Source organism: Cyanothece sp. BG0011, from assembly GCF_003013815.1.
Classification (GTDB): domain Bacteria; phylum Cyanobacteriota; class Cyanobacteriia; order Cyanobacteriales; family Microcystaceae; genus Crocosphaera.
The window spans coordinates 14,110-30,000 of the sequence record NZ_PRLH01000196.1 but is presented as its reverse complement, the minus strand read 5'-3'; the positions used below and the strand labels follow the sequence as shown (position 1 = coordinate 30,000).

Below are 15,891 nucleotides of genomic sequence, written 5' to 3'. Positions count from 1 at the left end.
GTCCCCCGATGCCGGTATCTGGGCCCAGAAATATCTCACCACTGCGATTCCTTTTAATTTAGAATTGTTACAAATCGCCCGAACCCGTGATTTTTCAGGTCATCCAGCCTATTTTGTCGAACTGGACTGGCGAGATTCGCAATAAAACTTAAACTTTTGAAGTAGCAAGGTGTTGCGATCCAATAGTAGGCTTTTATAGATAAGGATCTCATTCCTTACCTTTGTTTGAATATCCATTTATGAAGGACAATACCTATGGTCAAGCGTGGAGACAAAGTTAGAATCAAACGCAAAGAATCTTACTGGTACAACGACATTGGTACTGTTGCCACTGTCGATAAAGCTGGTATTATCTATCCTGTCGTCGTCCGTTTTGATAAAGTCAATTACACCGGCTACAGTGGCAGTGCGACTGGCGTGAATACCAACAACTTTGCGGAAAACGAATTAGAAGTTGTTTCGTCTAAGTAATTGGTTTCAGGATTAAATGCCAGAACTTCCTGAAGTTGAAACGGTTTGCCGAGGGTTAAATCAATTGACCTTTGGGCAAACCATTTGGGGTGGGGAAGTGTTGTTACCACGCACACTTGCTTACCCCGTTTCTATCGAAGAATTTTTACAACAGATTAAAAACGCTACTTTTGGCCAGTGGCAAAGAAGAGGCAAATATTTACTGGTTCCCCTAGAAGAGAATAAAGGATGGTTAGGGGTACATTTACGCATGACAGGGCAATTATTATGGGTGACAAAAGACAAACCCTTATCCCGTCATACTCGTTTACGTTTATTTTGCGATCGCTCTCAAGAATTAAGATTTGTTGATATTCGCACTTTTGGTAAAGTGTGGTGGGTTCGGCCTAACCAACCCCCCGAAACCATCATCACAGGACTGCAAAAATTGGGTCCAGAACCCTTTTCAAAGGCTTTTTCGTTAGATTACTTCATTAATAAGTTAAAGGGTCGTCAGCGCAATATTAAGACCATTCTACTCGATCAAGCTGTGGTAGCAGGGATAGGTAATATTTATGCTGATGAAGCGTTGTTTAAAAGTGGCATTCGACCCACAACCCTAGGGAAAGAATTAAGCCAACCCCAGGTTAAACGGTTACGAGAAGCCATGATAGAAGTCTTAACGACGGCGATTGAACAGGGAGGCACAACCTTTAGTGATTTTCGAGGGGTGACAGGTATTAATGGCAATTATAGCGGTGTTGCTTGGGTATATGGTCGTCATAACCAACCTTGTCGTGTCTGTGGGACACCCATTGAACGGATAAAATTAGGGGGACGGTCTTCTCATTTTTGTCCTCAATGTCAACCGTTAGGGAATAAGAAATAGGCAAGGGTCATTATTAACTCGCTTAATTTTAGAGTATATTTGAACTTTTAAAAGAAGTTTGCGACGGGAAAAACACCTACTTGATGGTGTAATTAAGTCATTATTTTTGGGAATACTTAGAACAGTCAGAAAAAAAAGAGTTTAGAAGTTTCCTAATCACTCTTTGTCCTAGCATTAGTTCTAAGGTATTGATTATGACCCTCTCTTGGGATAGTTTTTTATGTACGATCGCAGTTGATTATGAATTATCTTCTGGACAATCGAAAATTTTCCGTTGTCGATTTAGCGAAATCTATCGGAATCTATCAGAATCTGAGTTTTATGAAATAGCTGAAACTGAATTACAAACGACTAAAGAAACTTATAAAAAACAGCTAACTGAAATCTATAAAAAACTAGAAAAAAGATGCGAAAAACTGACAGAAAAAAAAGCAGATAAGTCAAAAATTCTTATATCTTGGCTTAAACAAGAATATTCAAGCACAATAATTCAACCTACTATGGACTGGGAAACCGTCTGTTTACAAATGCTTGAGGTGCATTCAGAGTCTCTTAATTCAAAAGAAATTTATATTCCTCCTCATCTTTCTAATAATGATAATCTTATGAATAGAGAAGCTTTTTATGAATCTCAAATCCTTGAGGAACAAAGTAAATCTTTATTGTTAGGAGACAAAGGAATTGGTAAAAGCACTTTTTTAGATCAGTTCGGTTTGTGGATTTTAAAAAATAAGAAAGGTTATCCCATTTACTTATCTTTAGACAAGCTAAAAAATAAATCTGTCACCTATTATTTAATTGAAGATTGGCTGAGAGAAGCCCATTCATTTTTTCCTCACATCGTGCTTTCTTCAGAGCATCTTTTAAATTTATTTAAACAAGGAAATGTCTGGTTACTCATTGACGGGTTAGCAAACAATAAACGCTCAATTAAGTTACTAGATACACTTTTCAAAGGATGGATAGGTGAAGCCAATATTTTTGTCGGTTGTCAGTCACGGATTATTGACAATAAAAATTTTCCTTCTTCTCGATTTCAAACTTATTATTTAACTCTATTTAATGAGCAACAAGTCAAAGCTTTTATTAACGAGTGGTTCATTAATGAGCAAACCGAACTCGGTGAAAAATTGTGGGAAAATCTCACTCAAGAGCAATATAGTTCTTTGCGAGAATTGGTTAAACATCCTCAGAATCTCTCTGACTTATGTAGTAGTTGGGAAACTAAACATACACAACCTTCAATGAGTCAATCAAATAATACCATTCCTCAAGGTTTTTCTTTGTCTTTTATCTACTGGAAAGTACGATTTCTGTTTTCATCTTCTTCTCAAAATACAGACGCTAATCGATTATTACAATCCTCTCAACCCGAAGTAGAAGATATCTGACACCTTGGGTAGAAGGAAATGGGGACTGACGAGGGAGCAGAAGTTCACTTACGATTATGAAAAGATCATGACCCTATTTACCAGTCTTTTTAAAAGCTTTTTGTACTCCTATAATTAACTCTTTCAAATTCAACTTAAGCTAATTTCAACTAATATAAAAGGAACTATCAACATCATGGATATTAAATCAAAGTTAAATATAGCCCAAACCCTTCTAAATCAATTAGGCAATGCTCTCTCTAATTTAGTTAACACTGGTTCTGATGTTTTTGAAGATCCTACATTGAAAAGCCGTTTAAAAGACTTTCATACAGCTTATAATGAAGCTAGGCAACGTTTAGAAAATCCTAGTTTATGTATTGCCACCCTTGGCACAACTTCATCGGGTAAATCTACCATTGTGAATGCCTTAATGGGGAGAAGAATAGCACCCATTGAAGCAGGAGAAATGAGTGGAGGGATTCTCAAATTAAAACATTCCGATAAGCATCAATTAACCATAGAAAAAACCCCCGATGCCCCTTGGGAAACAGGGGAATGGATAGGGTTAAATGATGAAGAAATTTATAACCGTATTCAACAAGCGATGCACACTTATCATGAAGCTAGAAAAAAGAAAGAATATATTGCACCTCAAATAACCAGTTATGTTCCTCTCTTTCCTGCTTGTGACTCAAATTTATCAGGTTTACCCGAAGGCGTTAGCATTGAATTTTTAGATTTACCTGGTTTAAAATCCGTACAAGACAGAACCAATTTAGCTATTATTCAGCCACAAGTTGGCAAAGCATTTAGTTTAGTTGCACTAGATTATATGCAAGTAGATGAACAACACCGACAACGCTTATTAGAAGAGTTGAAACGAGTGGTTGAGTATTTACAAGGGCGTACAGATTCCATGATTTTTATTTTAAACAGAGTGGATCAAAGGGGATCTGATGATTTACCTTTAAATGAAAGATTAGAGAAATTAAAACTTGAAATTCAAACCACTTTAAACTTGCCTAAATTACCTGATGTTATCCCTTTTAATGCTCGTCTTTTATACTATGCTCAATGTGCTTGGGGAACAACACCTTTAAATACTCCTTCTACTGTTACATCAGAAACAAGACAACAGTTATTAAACTGTTTATTTCGTGACTGTGCCACTGTTATTAAAGAAAATGTTACAGGCGATCGCAATTTAAAAAATTGGTTTCGTCAGCTTGAAGATAATCTTGAAGATGGAATTATCCCTGATGATTATCAAATGAGACGTATTCTATTTTATGCTTTGCGCTGGAGTGGGGGGGAAGCTTTATGGAATTGTATCAGAATTCGACTACAAGAATCATTCTCAGAATTAGTGATTCTTCCTGCCTTATTAGATGTTTTTAATAGCTTTGATGCTTTTAAAGATGCTTTAAATATATTAATTGAAACCAGCAAAATTAATAATCAAGAACAAGTAAAAGCAGAGAGAGAAAAAGTTACTCAAGTTCGCCAAGATTTAGAGAAAAACTTAAAAAAGATTAATGGAGATTTTAAAAAAGAAGTAAAAAAAATTATAGAAGCATTAAAAACTGACGAACCTAAAGTAATTGAGCAACTCAAAAAAGAAGCTCAAGCTAAAAAACGTGAGGGATTTTCTCACATTTTTGATGCAGTTAGTTTTGTTGAAGGGGACTTAACTACATCTCTCATTGCTCCTGTGAGGGATGCTTTTCAAAATAATCAATCTGCTTATGAACTAGAAGACAACTTAGGAGAAATAATAACATCAGCTTTAGCAAAAGATATTGCAAAACAATACGATAATGTGAGTCGTCGAATACAAAAATTTGCAGTTGTCTCAGATGATTTACATCGAAAAGTGAGGGCTGATGATTCTAAAGCTATCCAAGAATTAGAACATGATGAACGTTATGTACGCTTACTTTATCACACCATGCGTCAAGCCATCACAGCAAGAGCAGAATTTTCTTTACAAGGGAAAGCAAAGCAGTTTGAAGACGCTTTACAGTCTTTAGTTAATGAACAGCTAAAACGGTTAAAAATCTCGCTTTCTCAACAGGAACTTTCTTCTGTTAATCTTGATCTTGAATCAGCAGTAATGAGTTATTTACATAATCAACTGACTCAAAACTTGCCTACTTTACCTGAAAAATTTTTTGAAATTCCAGATAATATTGAACAAAGAAATACAACTGAGAATGAGATAGTGGATACAGAAGAATATGAAGAAAAAGTAAAAAAGGCGAAATATGAAAAGTATCAGGAAAGCTATCAGAGTGGTTCTTGTTTTAAGAGTACAAAAACTAGAACGAAAACCCGTCCTGTCGAATATATAGAAACAGTAACAAAAACTCGTGATATTTATGAAGATATCGAATACATTGAATTACTGCTTCCGTCGTCAAATACAATGGCAAAACAATGGTCAGAAGGTATTGAAAAAGGGAAAGAACAGTTATGGGATCTGTTGTGTGATTGGATTATTTCAAGGTTAGATTATGTTAGTAATATTTTTGGAGAATCAATCATTGATATTACTAATCTAGCAGAAAGAGCGTTAGCCGAACAAGCTAGAATTATCGATCATGAATTTGAAGAAAAGAAACAGTTTTGGGAAAGTATTGAAGTTAAGGAAGAGAAGGTTATTGAAAGTATAAAACAGTTAGAAAAAGAGTTTAAATAAAATGGCTCAGTTGTTTAACATGAATCGAAAGCCTTGTAAACAGGAAATTGCCAATGATTTATTACTCAAAGAAATTAAAATGATGAATAACTTTGGTTCGATACTTAATCAAATATCTAAGAAAGTTATGATTGAGCTAGAAAAAAAATTCGCTCATTATAATCAAGCTGATTCTTTTACCAAGTTAAATTATGGAATTTATTTTTGGTGTAAAAGACTTGATATCTCCGATAAAGAGTATGATTTTATTATTCAAGGAGTTAAAAACAATGAAATAAAAAAGTTGATAGATTTTATTTTCAAAGAAAGTCTTGATGAAACTAAATCTTTGAGAATACGAAATCTATCTACAAAAGAGTCTACTACTATACAGATTAAAAATGAATTTTATCAACAAATTAAAGATTTCTTTCTATCAATACGTTCAGGGTTAAATCCAATGAGATTAATTATTTTATTAGCTTTCGGAATTACAGCAATTGGTTATTTTGTTTACAAGTTAAAAGAATCAGAACAGAAACCAGAAAACGAGTTTAAAAAAAATAATTTTGTTTCTTATCCTTCTTCTTCACCTGTCTCATCATCTGTATCTCCAACTATCACAACCCCAGTTAAACCGACTTTTAAACAGTCATTAATTTTAGTTATTCCTGCGGCACAAGTTTCTGTTATTGAAACTCTCCAAGTTACAAAAAAAATTAATTACGATGACGGAAAAAAACTTTATCAATTAACTCAATATTTATATCAAGGTAAAGAAGAAAGCATCAAACCTCAATGGAACAGTATTAAACAGTTTGAAACCCAATCAGAGGAAGTTAATGAATATGATATTTATTTAATCAAAATTGACCTGAAAGAAACAGAGGAAGGATTTAAACCCACTGTTAATCAAGTAGATCGTCATGATGCTTTTAACAAATTATATGATTTAGCAACCAATGTTGAAGTCTCATCTCGATTAAAAATGGATGCTGCTAGTATTTTTGATGTTTACAATCGTTAAATAAGGAGACAAAAATGTTACAACCAACCACTTTATTAATCAATGACCCCTCTATTATTAAAGGATTACTTGATGGCACGTTAGTTCGTTACGGAAGTGTAATTAGATATGCTGCCGGTACTGAAAAAGGAGGACAGATCGTTAAGCATCTTACTGAAGTACCAGGAATTCTTGATGTTTTAAAATTACTTCCAGCCTCTCCAGCTTCTCCTTTAATTGATACGATGGGTCATGGTCTCACTTATCATAAATTAATGGGACTTGATAGAAAACTAACAGGCATTACTAATCAATTATTTGGAATCGAAAAAACCCTTAGTTCAGTGATGGGTTTAACTCAAATTGCTGCAGGTGCAAGTGTTTTAAACCTCGGTGTTAGTATTGCTGGTTTTGCGTACATGGGGTATAAACTCCATCAAATTCAAAAATCTTTAGGTCATCTTCAACAAACAATGGAAATAGGTTTTACACGAGTTGAAGCAGGGTTACACCACTTAGATAATAAGATGACAGAAGGGTTTAATGTGGTTATTAAAGGTTTAAATTATTTAGACGATCGCTTAGATACAGTTTCAGGACAACTGGCTTATTTATATTTATTAGTTCAAGATAGTAGACAAAAACAAGAAAGTCTAGCAAAAGCGATTTCTCACCTTCATCAAGCCATGTTAATTAAAGAAATTGCTACCTTAAAAGCAGAACTTGATGATCGTACTCGCTTCCCCAATGAATCTCCTAGACAAGCTTTAAAAACTGCTTCTAGTGTGCGTTTATTTTTTGGTAGTGAAGCCATGAAAGTGACTCCAGAATTAAACGCAGAATTAATGTTAAATAGTGATATTGCTATCCAAGGATGGGCGGTTGCCACTGCCACCGAAGCGAACTTATTATTAGAAATAGGACACCATCAAGATGCAAAACAATTACTTACAGAAGAAGTTAGTAAATTTAAACAAGTAGCTCAACGATGGGCAGATCATTGTCTTAATCAAGATAATAAATATTTAGGAACAGCTTATCGCTTTGATGCTCCAATTTTTCAAGACTATATTACCTCAGAAAGAATTGAAAGAATTAGTCAAATTTCTAATAGCGATCGCTGTTTAACTTTAGAACAAATTCAACATAAGAAAAACGAGATCGAAGTTGAGTTTGAAATGTCCTATAGTTCCCAAAAATATGACCAAAATTGGATTAATCAACAAATTGCTTTAGCAGAATATTTAGACACATTAAGCGAACTCTCTGCTCGACTTGATACCTTACAAGATTTTGCAGCTTTATGTGAAGCGAAAGAAGTTAAAAGTAGCAAAGAATTACTACCTGATGAAAAGAGTCAACCAGGATTATATCTTCTACCTTTCTAATAATTTATTTTTGTTCATTGTCGTTATTTTTGCTCTAAATATTCTATGATTAATCACAAGAAATTGCTAAAACTGCCAAAATTAGATAATCTCAAAGTTGTTACTAATCCAGCTATCAATGTAGCAAATTCTATGAATAGTTGGATTTTAGAAACAAGTAAAACCGTTACCAATACCATCACAAAAGCTGGTTCAGATACCATTGCAAGGGTAATGAGTACAATTTTTACCCCTTGTAGGGTTCCCGTTTTTCTACTACCAACAGGTTACGGCTCTCAGGATTTTATCTGTTATTTTTGTTTCGATGAAGCAGTTAATCAACTTGAAAATGGGGTATTTGTTCGACCACAACTAGAAATTTGGGCAGCAGACGAAAAAATAGATCGTACTTATTTAGCTGAAATTATTAAACAAGATTTTACTCAGCAACTTGAACAAACCAGACAAAAAACAGTAATGTTACATCAAAATAAGTACGCTCAAACCCTAGACAAACTTAAACAGCAACAGAAAAAAGTTGAAAAAACAACAGGGAATACTATTCAAAATGTAGCTAACTATATAGGAGTAGGATTCTTAACGATGTTTTTTGTCGCCAATCCTCTCTTTTATTTGATATTTTTTAGTTTAGCGATTTTTACAGGAATCGATGGACTCGCTAAAGGAATTAAATATTGGACAATTTCATCTGAAATATCGGGCAATGAAGATAAACTAAAAGTAGAACAGAAAAAACTTGAAAGTGAGTTTGATAGTAAAAATACTACTTTTCAAGAAGCGATCAATAATATGAAAATTAGTCTTCATCCCATTCTACATGAGTTAAAAGAACTGTTTTGCGAGTTAGAGAATATTCCTTTTACTCCTAAGACACTTAACATAGATAATGTTCATTCTGCTTTAATTCTTGAACTCTTAACGGAATCTGACTATCGAGAGAATCTTCCGCTAGAATACCATTCTTTTCTTGATTATTTAATTGAAAAGCACTCAACATCCCAGTTTCAGAGACTATCGGTAAAAAATAAATAAAAAAATACTTGACAAACCACCAATGCCTATTGTTATAATTACAAAGGCAACAATAAATATTGGGGTGTCGCCAAGCGGTAAGGCAGCGGGTTTTGGTCTCGCCATTCCTAGGTTCGAATCCTAGCACCCCAGTTCACGAGATAGACAATCCACCCTTTTGGTGATGATTAGCTTAGGATTTTCTAGAAGCTAATGGATAACTGTTCACTGGAATTAATTGACCAACATCTAATAAAAAGAAAGATTGTTGCTCATTAACTTGAATAAGAGTAGAACTAATACAATGAATATTACCCTGAGTTAAATAAATATCCGGTAAGGGGATAAAAGCTGATTCAGGAACTCTTAGAATAGAAGGAGGAGAGTCAATGGGTAATCCAACTATTTCATGATTTTTATTGTGAATAATGAGTAAAAAACGAGTTTGCTCTGTGTTTTGATGAGAAGAAAGGATTTCAATGCCGAAAATACGACGAGCCACATCAATAACTAATAATTCTTGACCTTGATAATGAGTTAAACTAATACCTTTTCGTTGAGGATCACCATACACTTTACCTAATTGTACCACTTTTTGAATGGCATCAATGGGTAAAGCAAACCATTCTTCCCCTAAAAGAAAAGTAATAATTTGTTGCGTGTTTTGATTGATTGTACCTGATGAACGACGGGAAAGACGATGAGAATAAAGAGTCATAATTGATAATAATAAAAATTAATTAAGGTCTAATTAACTGTTGAATAGTCGTTAATAAATTCGTTTCTTTAAACGGCTTAGAAAAATAAGCAGAAGCCCCTAAATTCATGGCTAACTGCCGATGTTTATCGCCACTGCGAGAGGTTAACATAATCACAGGTAACGATTGAAAAATGGGATCAGATTTGACATGAGAAAGTAAGCCATAACCATCAAGACGGGGCATTTCAATATCACTAATAATTAATTGAACCGTCGCCCCTAAACCCCCTTGTAACTTTTCTAAAGCATCTTGACCATCTTTCGCTTGTTCCACACGATACCCCGCTTTTTCGAGGGTTAACGCTACGAAACGACGCACATTAATCGAGTCTTCTACAATCATGATCGTTTTGGTGTTATGGTCTATCAATTGTGCGTCTAAATCATTAATGGTTGGGGACAATTTCGGGGTAAAAGAAGATTGAGTCGGGTTATCATTAAGCCATTGTAATAAGGCCATTACATCCACCAAAGGAACCACTCGACCATCCCCTAAAATAGTGCAACCGCCAAACCCTTGAGGCAGTCCGACGTTACCTTCAACTTGGCGAATGGTCACTTCTTGTTCTCCCCAGTAGCGATCAATTTCAATCCCTACATAATGATTACCCTGAGACATCATTAAAACCGTCGGTTGATTAATAATAGGGGTGACATCAGTGGAAATCAGTTGAGGCGATCGCACAAAATTAAACCATTCTTTTAAACGAATCAGAGGAACTAAGTATCCATCCCAGTTGAGAACTTCTTGACCGACACCCGTCATAAACATTTCGGGGTGAAGGGGAACCATTTCTTCAATGACAGTATGGGGAAAAGCCAATAACATTCCCGCCGTTTCTACCAATAACACCCGCACCACTGAGAGGGTAAAAGGAACCGTAATCGTAAACGTTGTCCCCTTGCCAGGTTGGGTATTAACCTGAATATCCCCTTGAATTTGACGTAAATTGGTGCGAACCACATCCATTCCCACCCCCCGGCCCGATAAGTCTGTGACTTGGGCAGCCGTACTAAACCCAGGTTCAAAAATCAAGTCTAATAAATCTTGATCACTGGCCTGTTGAAGATCCGCTTCTTGTAATCCCATTTCCAAGGCTTTGAGGCGAATTTTCTCTAGATTAATGCCGGCCCCGTCATCTTGTAGGGTAATCACCGTTTTATTGCCGCGATACCCTGCTGTAATGGAAATGGTTCCCGTGGGGGGTTTTCCCATCCCTTGACGGACTTCGGGGGATTCAATCCCGTGATCAAAGGCGTTGCGTAATAGATGTAATAAAGGATCATTTAAAGCGTCTAATACCGTGCGATCCAGTAAGGTTGCACCCCCTTTAATGGTTAAATTGACCTGTTTACCAGATTGCACTTCCATTTCTCGTAACCCCCGAGGAAACCGCCCTAAAACATCGGAAATAGGACGCATTCGTAGTTGAGTGATGGTGTTTTCCATTAATTTAGACGTTCGAGAAAAAGCCCGTGAAGAACTTTCTGTTTCGTCTAAATTGAGTTGTAAATCGTTGGTTACCTCTTGCAGTTTGACCACCGTATCCATAATCTCTTGAGAGACAAGATGAGCGTCACTATAACGATCCATTTCTAACCGGTCAAACTTTTCTAGGAGTGTATTAATGGCTCCTTGATCCCTACTGTTAAGTTGAGGTGTGATCTGATCATAGGTATTTCGTAACCATTGATTAGACTGTTCTAGGGTTTGAACGCGATCGCTCAATAATTCAATAAGACGACGAAAGCGTTGAAGTTGTAAATTTAAACCGTTTCGCTCAATGGTCAGTTCCCCAAAGCGATCGCTCAAAAGTTGTAATTGTTGGACAGGAACGCGAATGGTATCAGGTTGATTGTCCTCTTCTGTGTGAATAGAAGAAGGGGGAACCATAGAATGCTCTGGCGTTTGGGGGGTTAATTGATCTAAGTCGGCCAAAAAGTCTTCCGCTTCCTGGGCAAATTCTTGAGTGGTGACATAGGATTTTAAGGTATCGGGAGACATAATAATCTCTGAAGAGTCCCCTTGTTCTTCTAACTCTAAGGCGGCGTTAACCTCCAAAGACATATCGCTAAACTGGATTAAATTCTCTGTGGCCGAGGATAAGAGGTCTGTGTTAGAAGGAATACCAAAAGATAAAGGGGAATCATCCAACTCATGGAATTCATTGTCCCAAGTTTCCGCTGACTCCGTTACACTCAAACTGGATAAATCCAGTTCTGTCGGCATCATCTCCCGTTGTCCCACCATCACCAGAGCATGGGATCGTCGCCATGCTTGTAGGGCTAAATGAGCGACTTGTGGCAACTCCTGGGAATAGGTTTCAAAGCCCTCCATAATGGACTGACACAGGGCAGAAAAAGCCGGTAACTCTAACATTTGCCCCAACCCTTCTAATTCTTGGGCCGCAATCAAAAATTCTTCCCGTAAACAAGGCTGTTGGGGATCAGCAAACACCGATTCTAACCGTTGTAAACAGCCTTCGACCTCCGATTCAAACATCAGTACCACCATGTCTTCTTCGGCTTCTTCGGAGAGGAGGTTAACCGCATCTTCGGGTTGGGGATCACCCAAACGCTGATACAGGGAATCTATCAGAGGATTGACCTCTGTTTCTAACCAAGTGGGGTCAATCTCCATGTCTTGACGATTCCATTGGGCAATGTGTCGCAGACCATCCACACTACCCAAAAACAGCCTTTCTAGCTGTTCATCAAGGGAATGATCTCCCCCTGCTTTGAGAACTTTGAAGAAATCTTCTAGGCGATGAGCGATGTCTGAGAGGGTTTGAAAACCCATCATGGCCGCCCCCCCTTTAATGGAATGGGCAGCCCTTAAGAGGCGATCGATTTCTTGCCTCTTAATACCATGAGTCCCTAACCCCAATAACCCTGATTCTAGTTCATTCAAATAGTCTTGAGCTTCTGTGAGAAATTTTAACCTCACTTGTTTTTCTTTATCCTGTGTCATAATCTCCTTCCTAACTGTTATCGGTATCTTTAACTAGTCGGACATAAATATAATCAACTGTTTTAAGATTTTTAAGGCAAAAGGCAACAGACAAGTGAAAGCCCTGTTTCTCATTGTTTATACAGTCTCCCCTCTCCGGCGCTCCCTCTGCTCCCTACTCCCCTGCTCACTTCACAGTGACATTTCTTTGTGTCCAGGTACTTAGTGTGGTTCTAACTCAGTTTGAAGGTATCAACGGAGTCTTGTAATTGATTGGCCATTTGGGCTGTTTTTTGTAGGGACTGGGACACTTCCATAGAGGAATCAGAGGTTTTCTGGGAGACTTGAGCGACTTCTTCCATTAATTGGGTAACAGATTTAGAGGTATCAGCTTGGGATACAGTGGTTTGAGAAATTGACTGTAATAGTTCATCAATGTGACGAGAAACGGTCACAATTTTCCCTAAGCTTTCTTTGGTACTTTCGGCTAAATTGGTTCCTTCTACCACTTGGGCGGTACCGACTTCCATGGCTTCAACCACTGCGGTGGTTTCCCGTTGAATGGTTTCGACAATTTTCTCAATTTCTTTAGTGGCGGCCGCTGACTGAGCGGCTAACTGTCCCACTTCTTCAGCAACCACCGCAAACCCTCGTCCTTCTTCTCCTGCACGGGCTGCTTCAATACTGGCATTAATGGCGAGTAAGTTCGTTTGGAGAGCAATTTGGTTAATTAAGGAAATAACTTTAGAAATTTGTTGGGAGGATTCCCCTAACCGTTTCACTTTTTTGGTGGTTTCTCCCACAGTATCCCGCAATTGGAGAATACTATTAACAGTATTATCCATGGCATCTCCACTGAGTTCGGCGGTTTGAGACGACTCTCTGGCTGCTTGGGCTGCTGCTTGAGCATTGGCAGACACTTGTTGAATGGATTGGGCCATGGCTTCAACGGAGTTCAAGACTTGTTGAATTTGTTGGGCCTGTTGTTGAGATTGTTGGGCTAATTCCTGGATAGATTTTTCATCCCCACTCAAGGATGAATTTACTTGTTGGGTGGTGTGTTTTACCTGGGTGACAATGTCCCGTAAATTTTCGATAATAGCGTTGAAAAAGTCAGCTACAATACCAATTTGTCCGTCAGAAATTTCGGCTCGCACGGTTAAGTTCCCGTTAGTGGCTTCTTCAATATCGCTTAATAATCGTATTAATTCGTTTTGCAGTTGTTGTTGTTGTTGTCGTTCTTGTTCAGCGATTAATTGTTGTTGTTGACTATCTTGTTGGGCTTCTAATCGCTGACGGGTCGCTTCTTCTTGTTCAACTAATAGGGTTTGAATCTGTTCAACCATGCGATTGATATTAGACCCTAATTTAGCAATTTCGTCGTTCCCTTTTACTTCAATACGAGTGTCTAGTTCTCCCTCTCCAATTTGTTCAACGGCTTGGGCTGCATTAATAATGGGTTGGGTGAATCGGTTGGCTAAATAGGCGGCTAAGATAGCAATGCCTAAAGCGGTTAACAAGGTTCCTAAGGTGAAGGTTAATAAGAGATAACGTTGGGGTGCAAAAGCGGTACTTACTTTATCGGCGACGATAATACTCCAGTCTTGAGTGGGCAAACCGTCAATATTTTGTAGGGGTGAATAAGCTACCACATATTTTTCTCGGTCAATGGTACTGAGATCAAAATCGACGGTTGTTTGTTGCTCCGTTTTTAGCTCTGAAAATTTGGGAAAAAATTTGTTAATATCTTGATCAATTTCTTTGGGATTTTCAGAAACAAAGACTTTATTATTATTATCAGCTACTAAGTATTTAAGTTCGTCTTGATCACCAACGGCTTCAGACCTATTTTCAATGTTTGAGCGAATTAAATTATCGATATAACTGGCATCGGTTCTCGTCCGAATCACATAAAGGATTTCTCCAGTTGTTTCATCAAAGACAGGAGCCGCTACGAAAAATGAAGATAAATTATTAGCTTTTGATATTCGTAAAGGATTGATCACAGGTTCTTTTGTTGTGACAACTTCCTGCCAATAATCAATTTCAGTATAATTAGGAATCGTTTCTTCTCTATTCTCTTCTCTACCTTCTAAAAGTGTATTTCCTGTTTTAGCATCGATAACTACAATACTATTGATTCCATCTTTAAGAAATTTTTCTAGGGCTTTCTCTTTTTCTTGTTTGCTTAATGCTTGGAAAAGTTCAGGATTGGTTAAAATAGGTAAATTAGATAAATCGATAACTTGTTGATAATTATTTTTAGCAAATTCCATTAGATCATTACTGATCGTAACCGCTCTTGTTTTTTGGAAACTTATTTCTTGTTTGGTTAAAGAATTTTCAATTAAATAATAATTAATGCCACCAATGGCTAGAACGGGAACGATCCCGACGGCAATGGCTAGTAAAGTCGCTTTTGTTTTTAGATTAAATTTTTGCCAAAATGGAATTTTTCCATTGGTCGTAATGCTTGAATTATTTTCATTAGATTGATACTCATTAACTTGGGAATAGCCACTAATAATTATTTTATCTGTTTCTTTTTGATCATTAATCAGTTCAGTTTCATTATTAGTATGACCATTATTTGAACTCATGAAGTTCGATTCGTTGTTTGGCTGGCTTTCCATATAATCTACCCTATAAATTATCCTGTAAATATTGATAGCAGAATTCCTTCCCTATCTAAGAAAAACTAATCATTTTAGGGTTTAAATTTAAACCTTCAAGTCTCTAGCAATTCTGAATAGGAAGAATGAGGAACAGAAGATGTCTGAATGGTGATCTGCTATTTATACTATTCCCAAATTTTAAGTAAAAATAACAAAAAGGCTGAAAAATTATTACTGATTTAGAGGCTTATTTGTACTCATGCTCATCTTTAATTTTGACGAGCAGACGAGATATTACCAAAAATAGCGTTTTTCATTGATCTTTTTGCCAAACCATAATGTATAACGGCAGTCGAAACCACTTAGCTAGGGTGGAGGTTACTCTAAATTTTTGCGGTAATGAGGCAGAATTTGTCTCAAAATTCACCTCAACGAATCCTAACCGTTGATAAAAATTTTTTAGTTGAGTTCCTAAACATTCCAAATAAAGTCGATAATTACTTATTTCTATAAGATGTTGGGTTAAATAAGTCCCTAATCCTTGGTTGCGATAGGATTTTTTAACCACAATACTCCCTAATTCTTGAGCTTGGGCAAAGGTTCTCAATTGACCACAAGCAATAATTTGCCCTTTTAATTCTATCACCCAAAACTGTTCCGGTTGCAACTGGGTTGGATCAAGAAATTCCCGAAGTACCAACCAGCGAATTACCCCAATATCCTGGGGAGTCGCTTTGCGTAAATAACAATCTTGGAGCAATTCGGTCATTAA

At 36.8% G+C, this 15,891-nt stretch carries 12 protein-coding genes and 1 tRNA gene (1 of these 13 only partly in view); 9 read left to right on the top strand and 4 right to left on the bottom strand.

Annotated features, from left to right (window positions below):
- From C4E06_RS25445 to C4E06_RS25405, 9 genes are all read left to right on the top strand, one after another.
- Positions 1-145, top strand: partial view of a DUF6391 domain-containing protein gene (locus tag C4E06_RS25445; protein WP_107671153.1) — the end only. Its footprint begins 473 nt before the window's first position; only the last 145 of its 618 coding nucleotides appear in the window; the start codon falls outside the window, past its left edge; its stop codon occupies positions 143-145.
- Between the two features lie 110 nt (positions 146-255).
- The gene (locus C4E06_RS25440; RefSeq protein WP_107671152.1) at positions 256-471 is read left to right on the top strand and encodes a photosystem I reaction center subunit IV; all 216 of its coding nucleotides are present in this window, start codon (positions 256-258) and stop codon (positions 469-471) included.
- 16 nt (positions 472-487) lie between these two features.
- Positions 488-1,339, top strand: coding sequence for a DNA-formamidopyrimidine glycosylase (locus C4E06_RS25435; protein ID WP_107671151.1), 852 nt, complete (start codon positions 488-490; stop codon positions 1,337-1,339).
- Between the two features lie 194 nt (positions 1,340-1,533).
- On the top strand, positions 1,534-2,730 hold the full coding sequence (locus C4E06_RS25430) for an NACHT domain-containing NTPase (RefSeq protein WP_107671150.1): 1,197 nt from the start codon (positions 1,534-1,536) through the stop codon (positions 2,728-2,730).
- 175 nt (positions 2,731-2,905) lie between these two features.
- Entirely contained in the window at positions 2,906-5,410 is a 2,505-nt protein-coding gene (locus tag C4E06_RS25425) for a dynamin family protein (RefSeq protein ID WP_107671149.1), read from the top strand.
- Between the two features lies 1 nt (position 5,411).
- Positions 5,412-6,416, top strand: a complete 1,005-nt coding sequence (locus C4E06_RS25420; protein WP_107671148.1) for a hypothetical protein — start codon at positions 5,412-5,414, stop codon at positions 6,414-6,416.
- Between the two features lie 14 nt (positions 6,417-6,430).
- A complete protein-coding gene (locus C4E06_RS25415; protein ID WP_107671147.1) occupies positions 6,431-7,783 on the top strand; it encodes a hypothetical protein in 1,353 nt (450 codons plus the stop codon).
- Between the two features lie 132 nt (positions 7,784-7,915).
- Positions 7,916-8,815, top strand: coding sequence for a hypothetical protein (locus tag C4E06_RS25410; RefSeq protein WP_198649030.1), 900 nt, complete (start codon positions 7,916-7,918; stop codon positions 8,813-8,815).
- 60 nt (positions 8,816-8,875) lie between these two features.
- Positions 8,876-8,947, top strand: a tRNA-Gln gene (locus C4E06_RS25405).
- 40 nt (positions 8,948-8,987) lie between these two features.
- Here the strand turns inward: C4E06_RS25405 and C4E06_RS25400 are convergent.
- From C4E06_RS25400 to C4E06_RS25385, 4 genes are all read right to left on the bottom strand, one after another.
- Positions 8,988-9,512, bottom strand: a complete 525-nt coding sequence (locus C4E06_RS25400) for a chemotaxis protein CheW (protein WP_107671145.1) — start codon at positions 9,510-9,512, stop codon at positions 8,988-8,990.
- Between the two features lie 22 nt (positions 9,513-9,534).
- Positions 9,535-12,525 carry a hybrid sensor histidine kinase/response regulator gene (locus C4E06_RS25395; RefSeq protein WP_107671144.1) on the bottom strand — a complete coding sequence of 997 codons (2,991 nt, stop codon included), beginning with the start codon at positions 12,523-12,525 and terminating at the stop codon, positions 9,535-9,537.
- Between the two features lie 212 nt (positions 12,526-12,737).
- Positions 12,738-15,137: a methyl-accepting chemotaxis protein gene (locus C4E06_RS25390; protein ID WP_107671143.1), complete on the bottom strand. Its 2,400-nt coding sequence runs from the start codon at positions 15,135-15,137 to the stop codon at positions 12,738-12,740.
- 295 nt (positions 15,138-15,432) lie between these two features.
- Entirely contained in the window at positions 15,433-15,888 is a 456-nt protein-coding gene (locus tag C4E06_RS25385) for a GNAT family N-acetyltransferase (protein ID WP_107671142.1), read from the bottom strand.
- Between the last annotated feature and the right edge of the window lie 3 nt (positions 15,889-15,891).

Bases quoted from the DNA above. Each gene is read 5' to 3' on its own strand.
- C4E06_RS25385 (WP_107671142.1), bottom strand. From the start codon at position 15,888: ATGACCGAATTGCTCCAAGATTGTTATTTACGCAAAGCGACTCCCCAG.
- C4E06_RS25390 (WP_107671143.1), bottom strand. From the start codon at position 15,137: ATGGAAAGCCAGCCAAACAACGAATCGAACTTCATGAGTTCAAATAAT.
- C4E06_RS25425 (WP_107671149.1), top strand. From the start codon at position 2,906: ATGGATATTAAATCAAAGTTAAATATAGCCCAAACCCTTCTAAATCAA.
- C4E06_RS25415 (WP_107671147.1), top strand. From the start codon at position 6,431: ATGTTACAACCAACCACTTTATTAATCAATGACCCCTCTATTATTAAA.
- C4E06_RS25410 (WP_198649030.1), top strand. From the start codon at position 7,916: ATGAATAGTTGGATTTTAGAAACAAGTAAAACCGTTACCAATACCATC.
- C4E06_RS25435 (WP_107671151.1), top strand. From the start codon at position 488: ATGCCAGAACTTCCTGAAGTTGAAACGGTTTGCCGAGGGTTAAATCAA.
- C4E06_RS25420 (WP_107671148.1), top strand. From the start codon at position 5,412: ATGGCTCAGTTGTTTAACATGAATCGAAAGCCTTGTAAACAGGAAATT.
- C4E06_RS25395 (WP_107671144.1), bottom strand. From the start codon at position 12,525: ATGACACAGGATAAAGAAAAACAAGTGAGGTTAAAATTTCTCACAGAA.
- C4E06_RS25400 (WP_107671145.1), bottom strand. From the start codon at position 9,512: ATGACTCTTTATTCTCATCGTCTTTCCCGTCGTTCATCAGGTACAATC.
- C4E06_RS25430 (WP_107671150.1), top strand. From the start codon at position 1,534: ATGACCCTCTCTTGGGATAGTTTTTTATGTACGATCGCAGTTGATTAT.
- C4E06_RS25440 (WP_107671152.1), top strand. From the start codon at position 256: ATGGTCAAGCGTGGAGACAAAGTTAGAATCAAACGCAAAGAATCTTAC.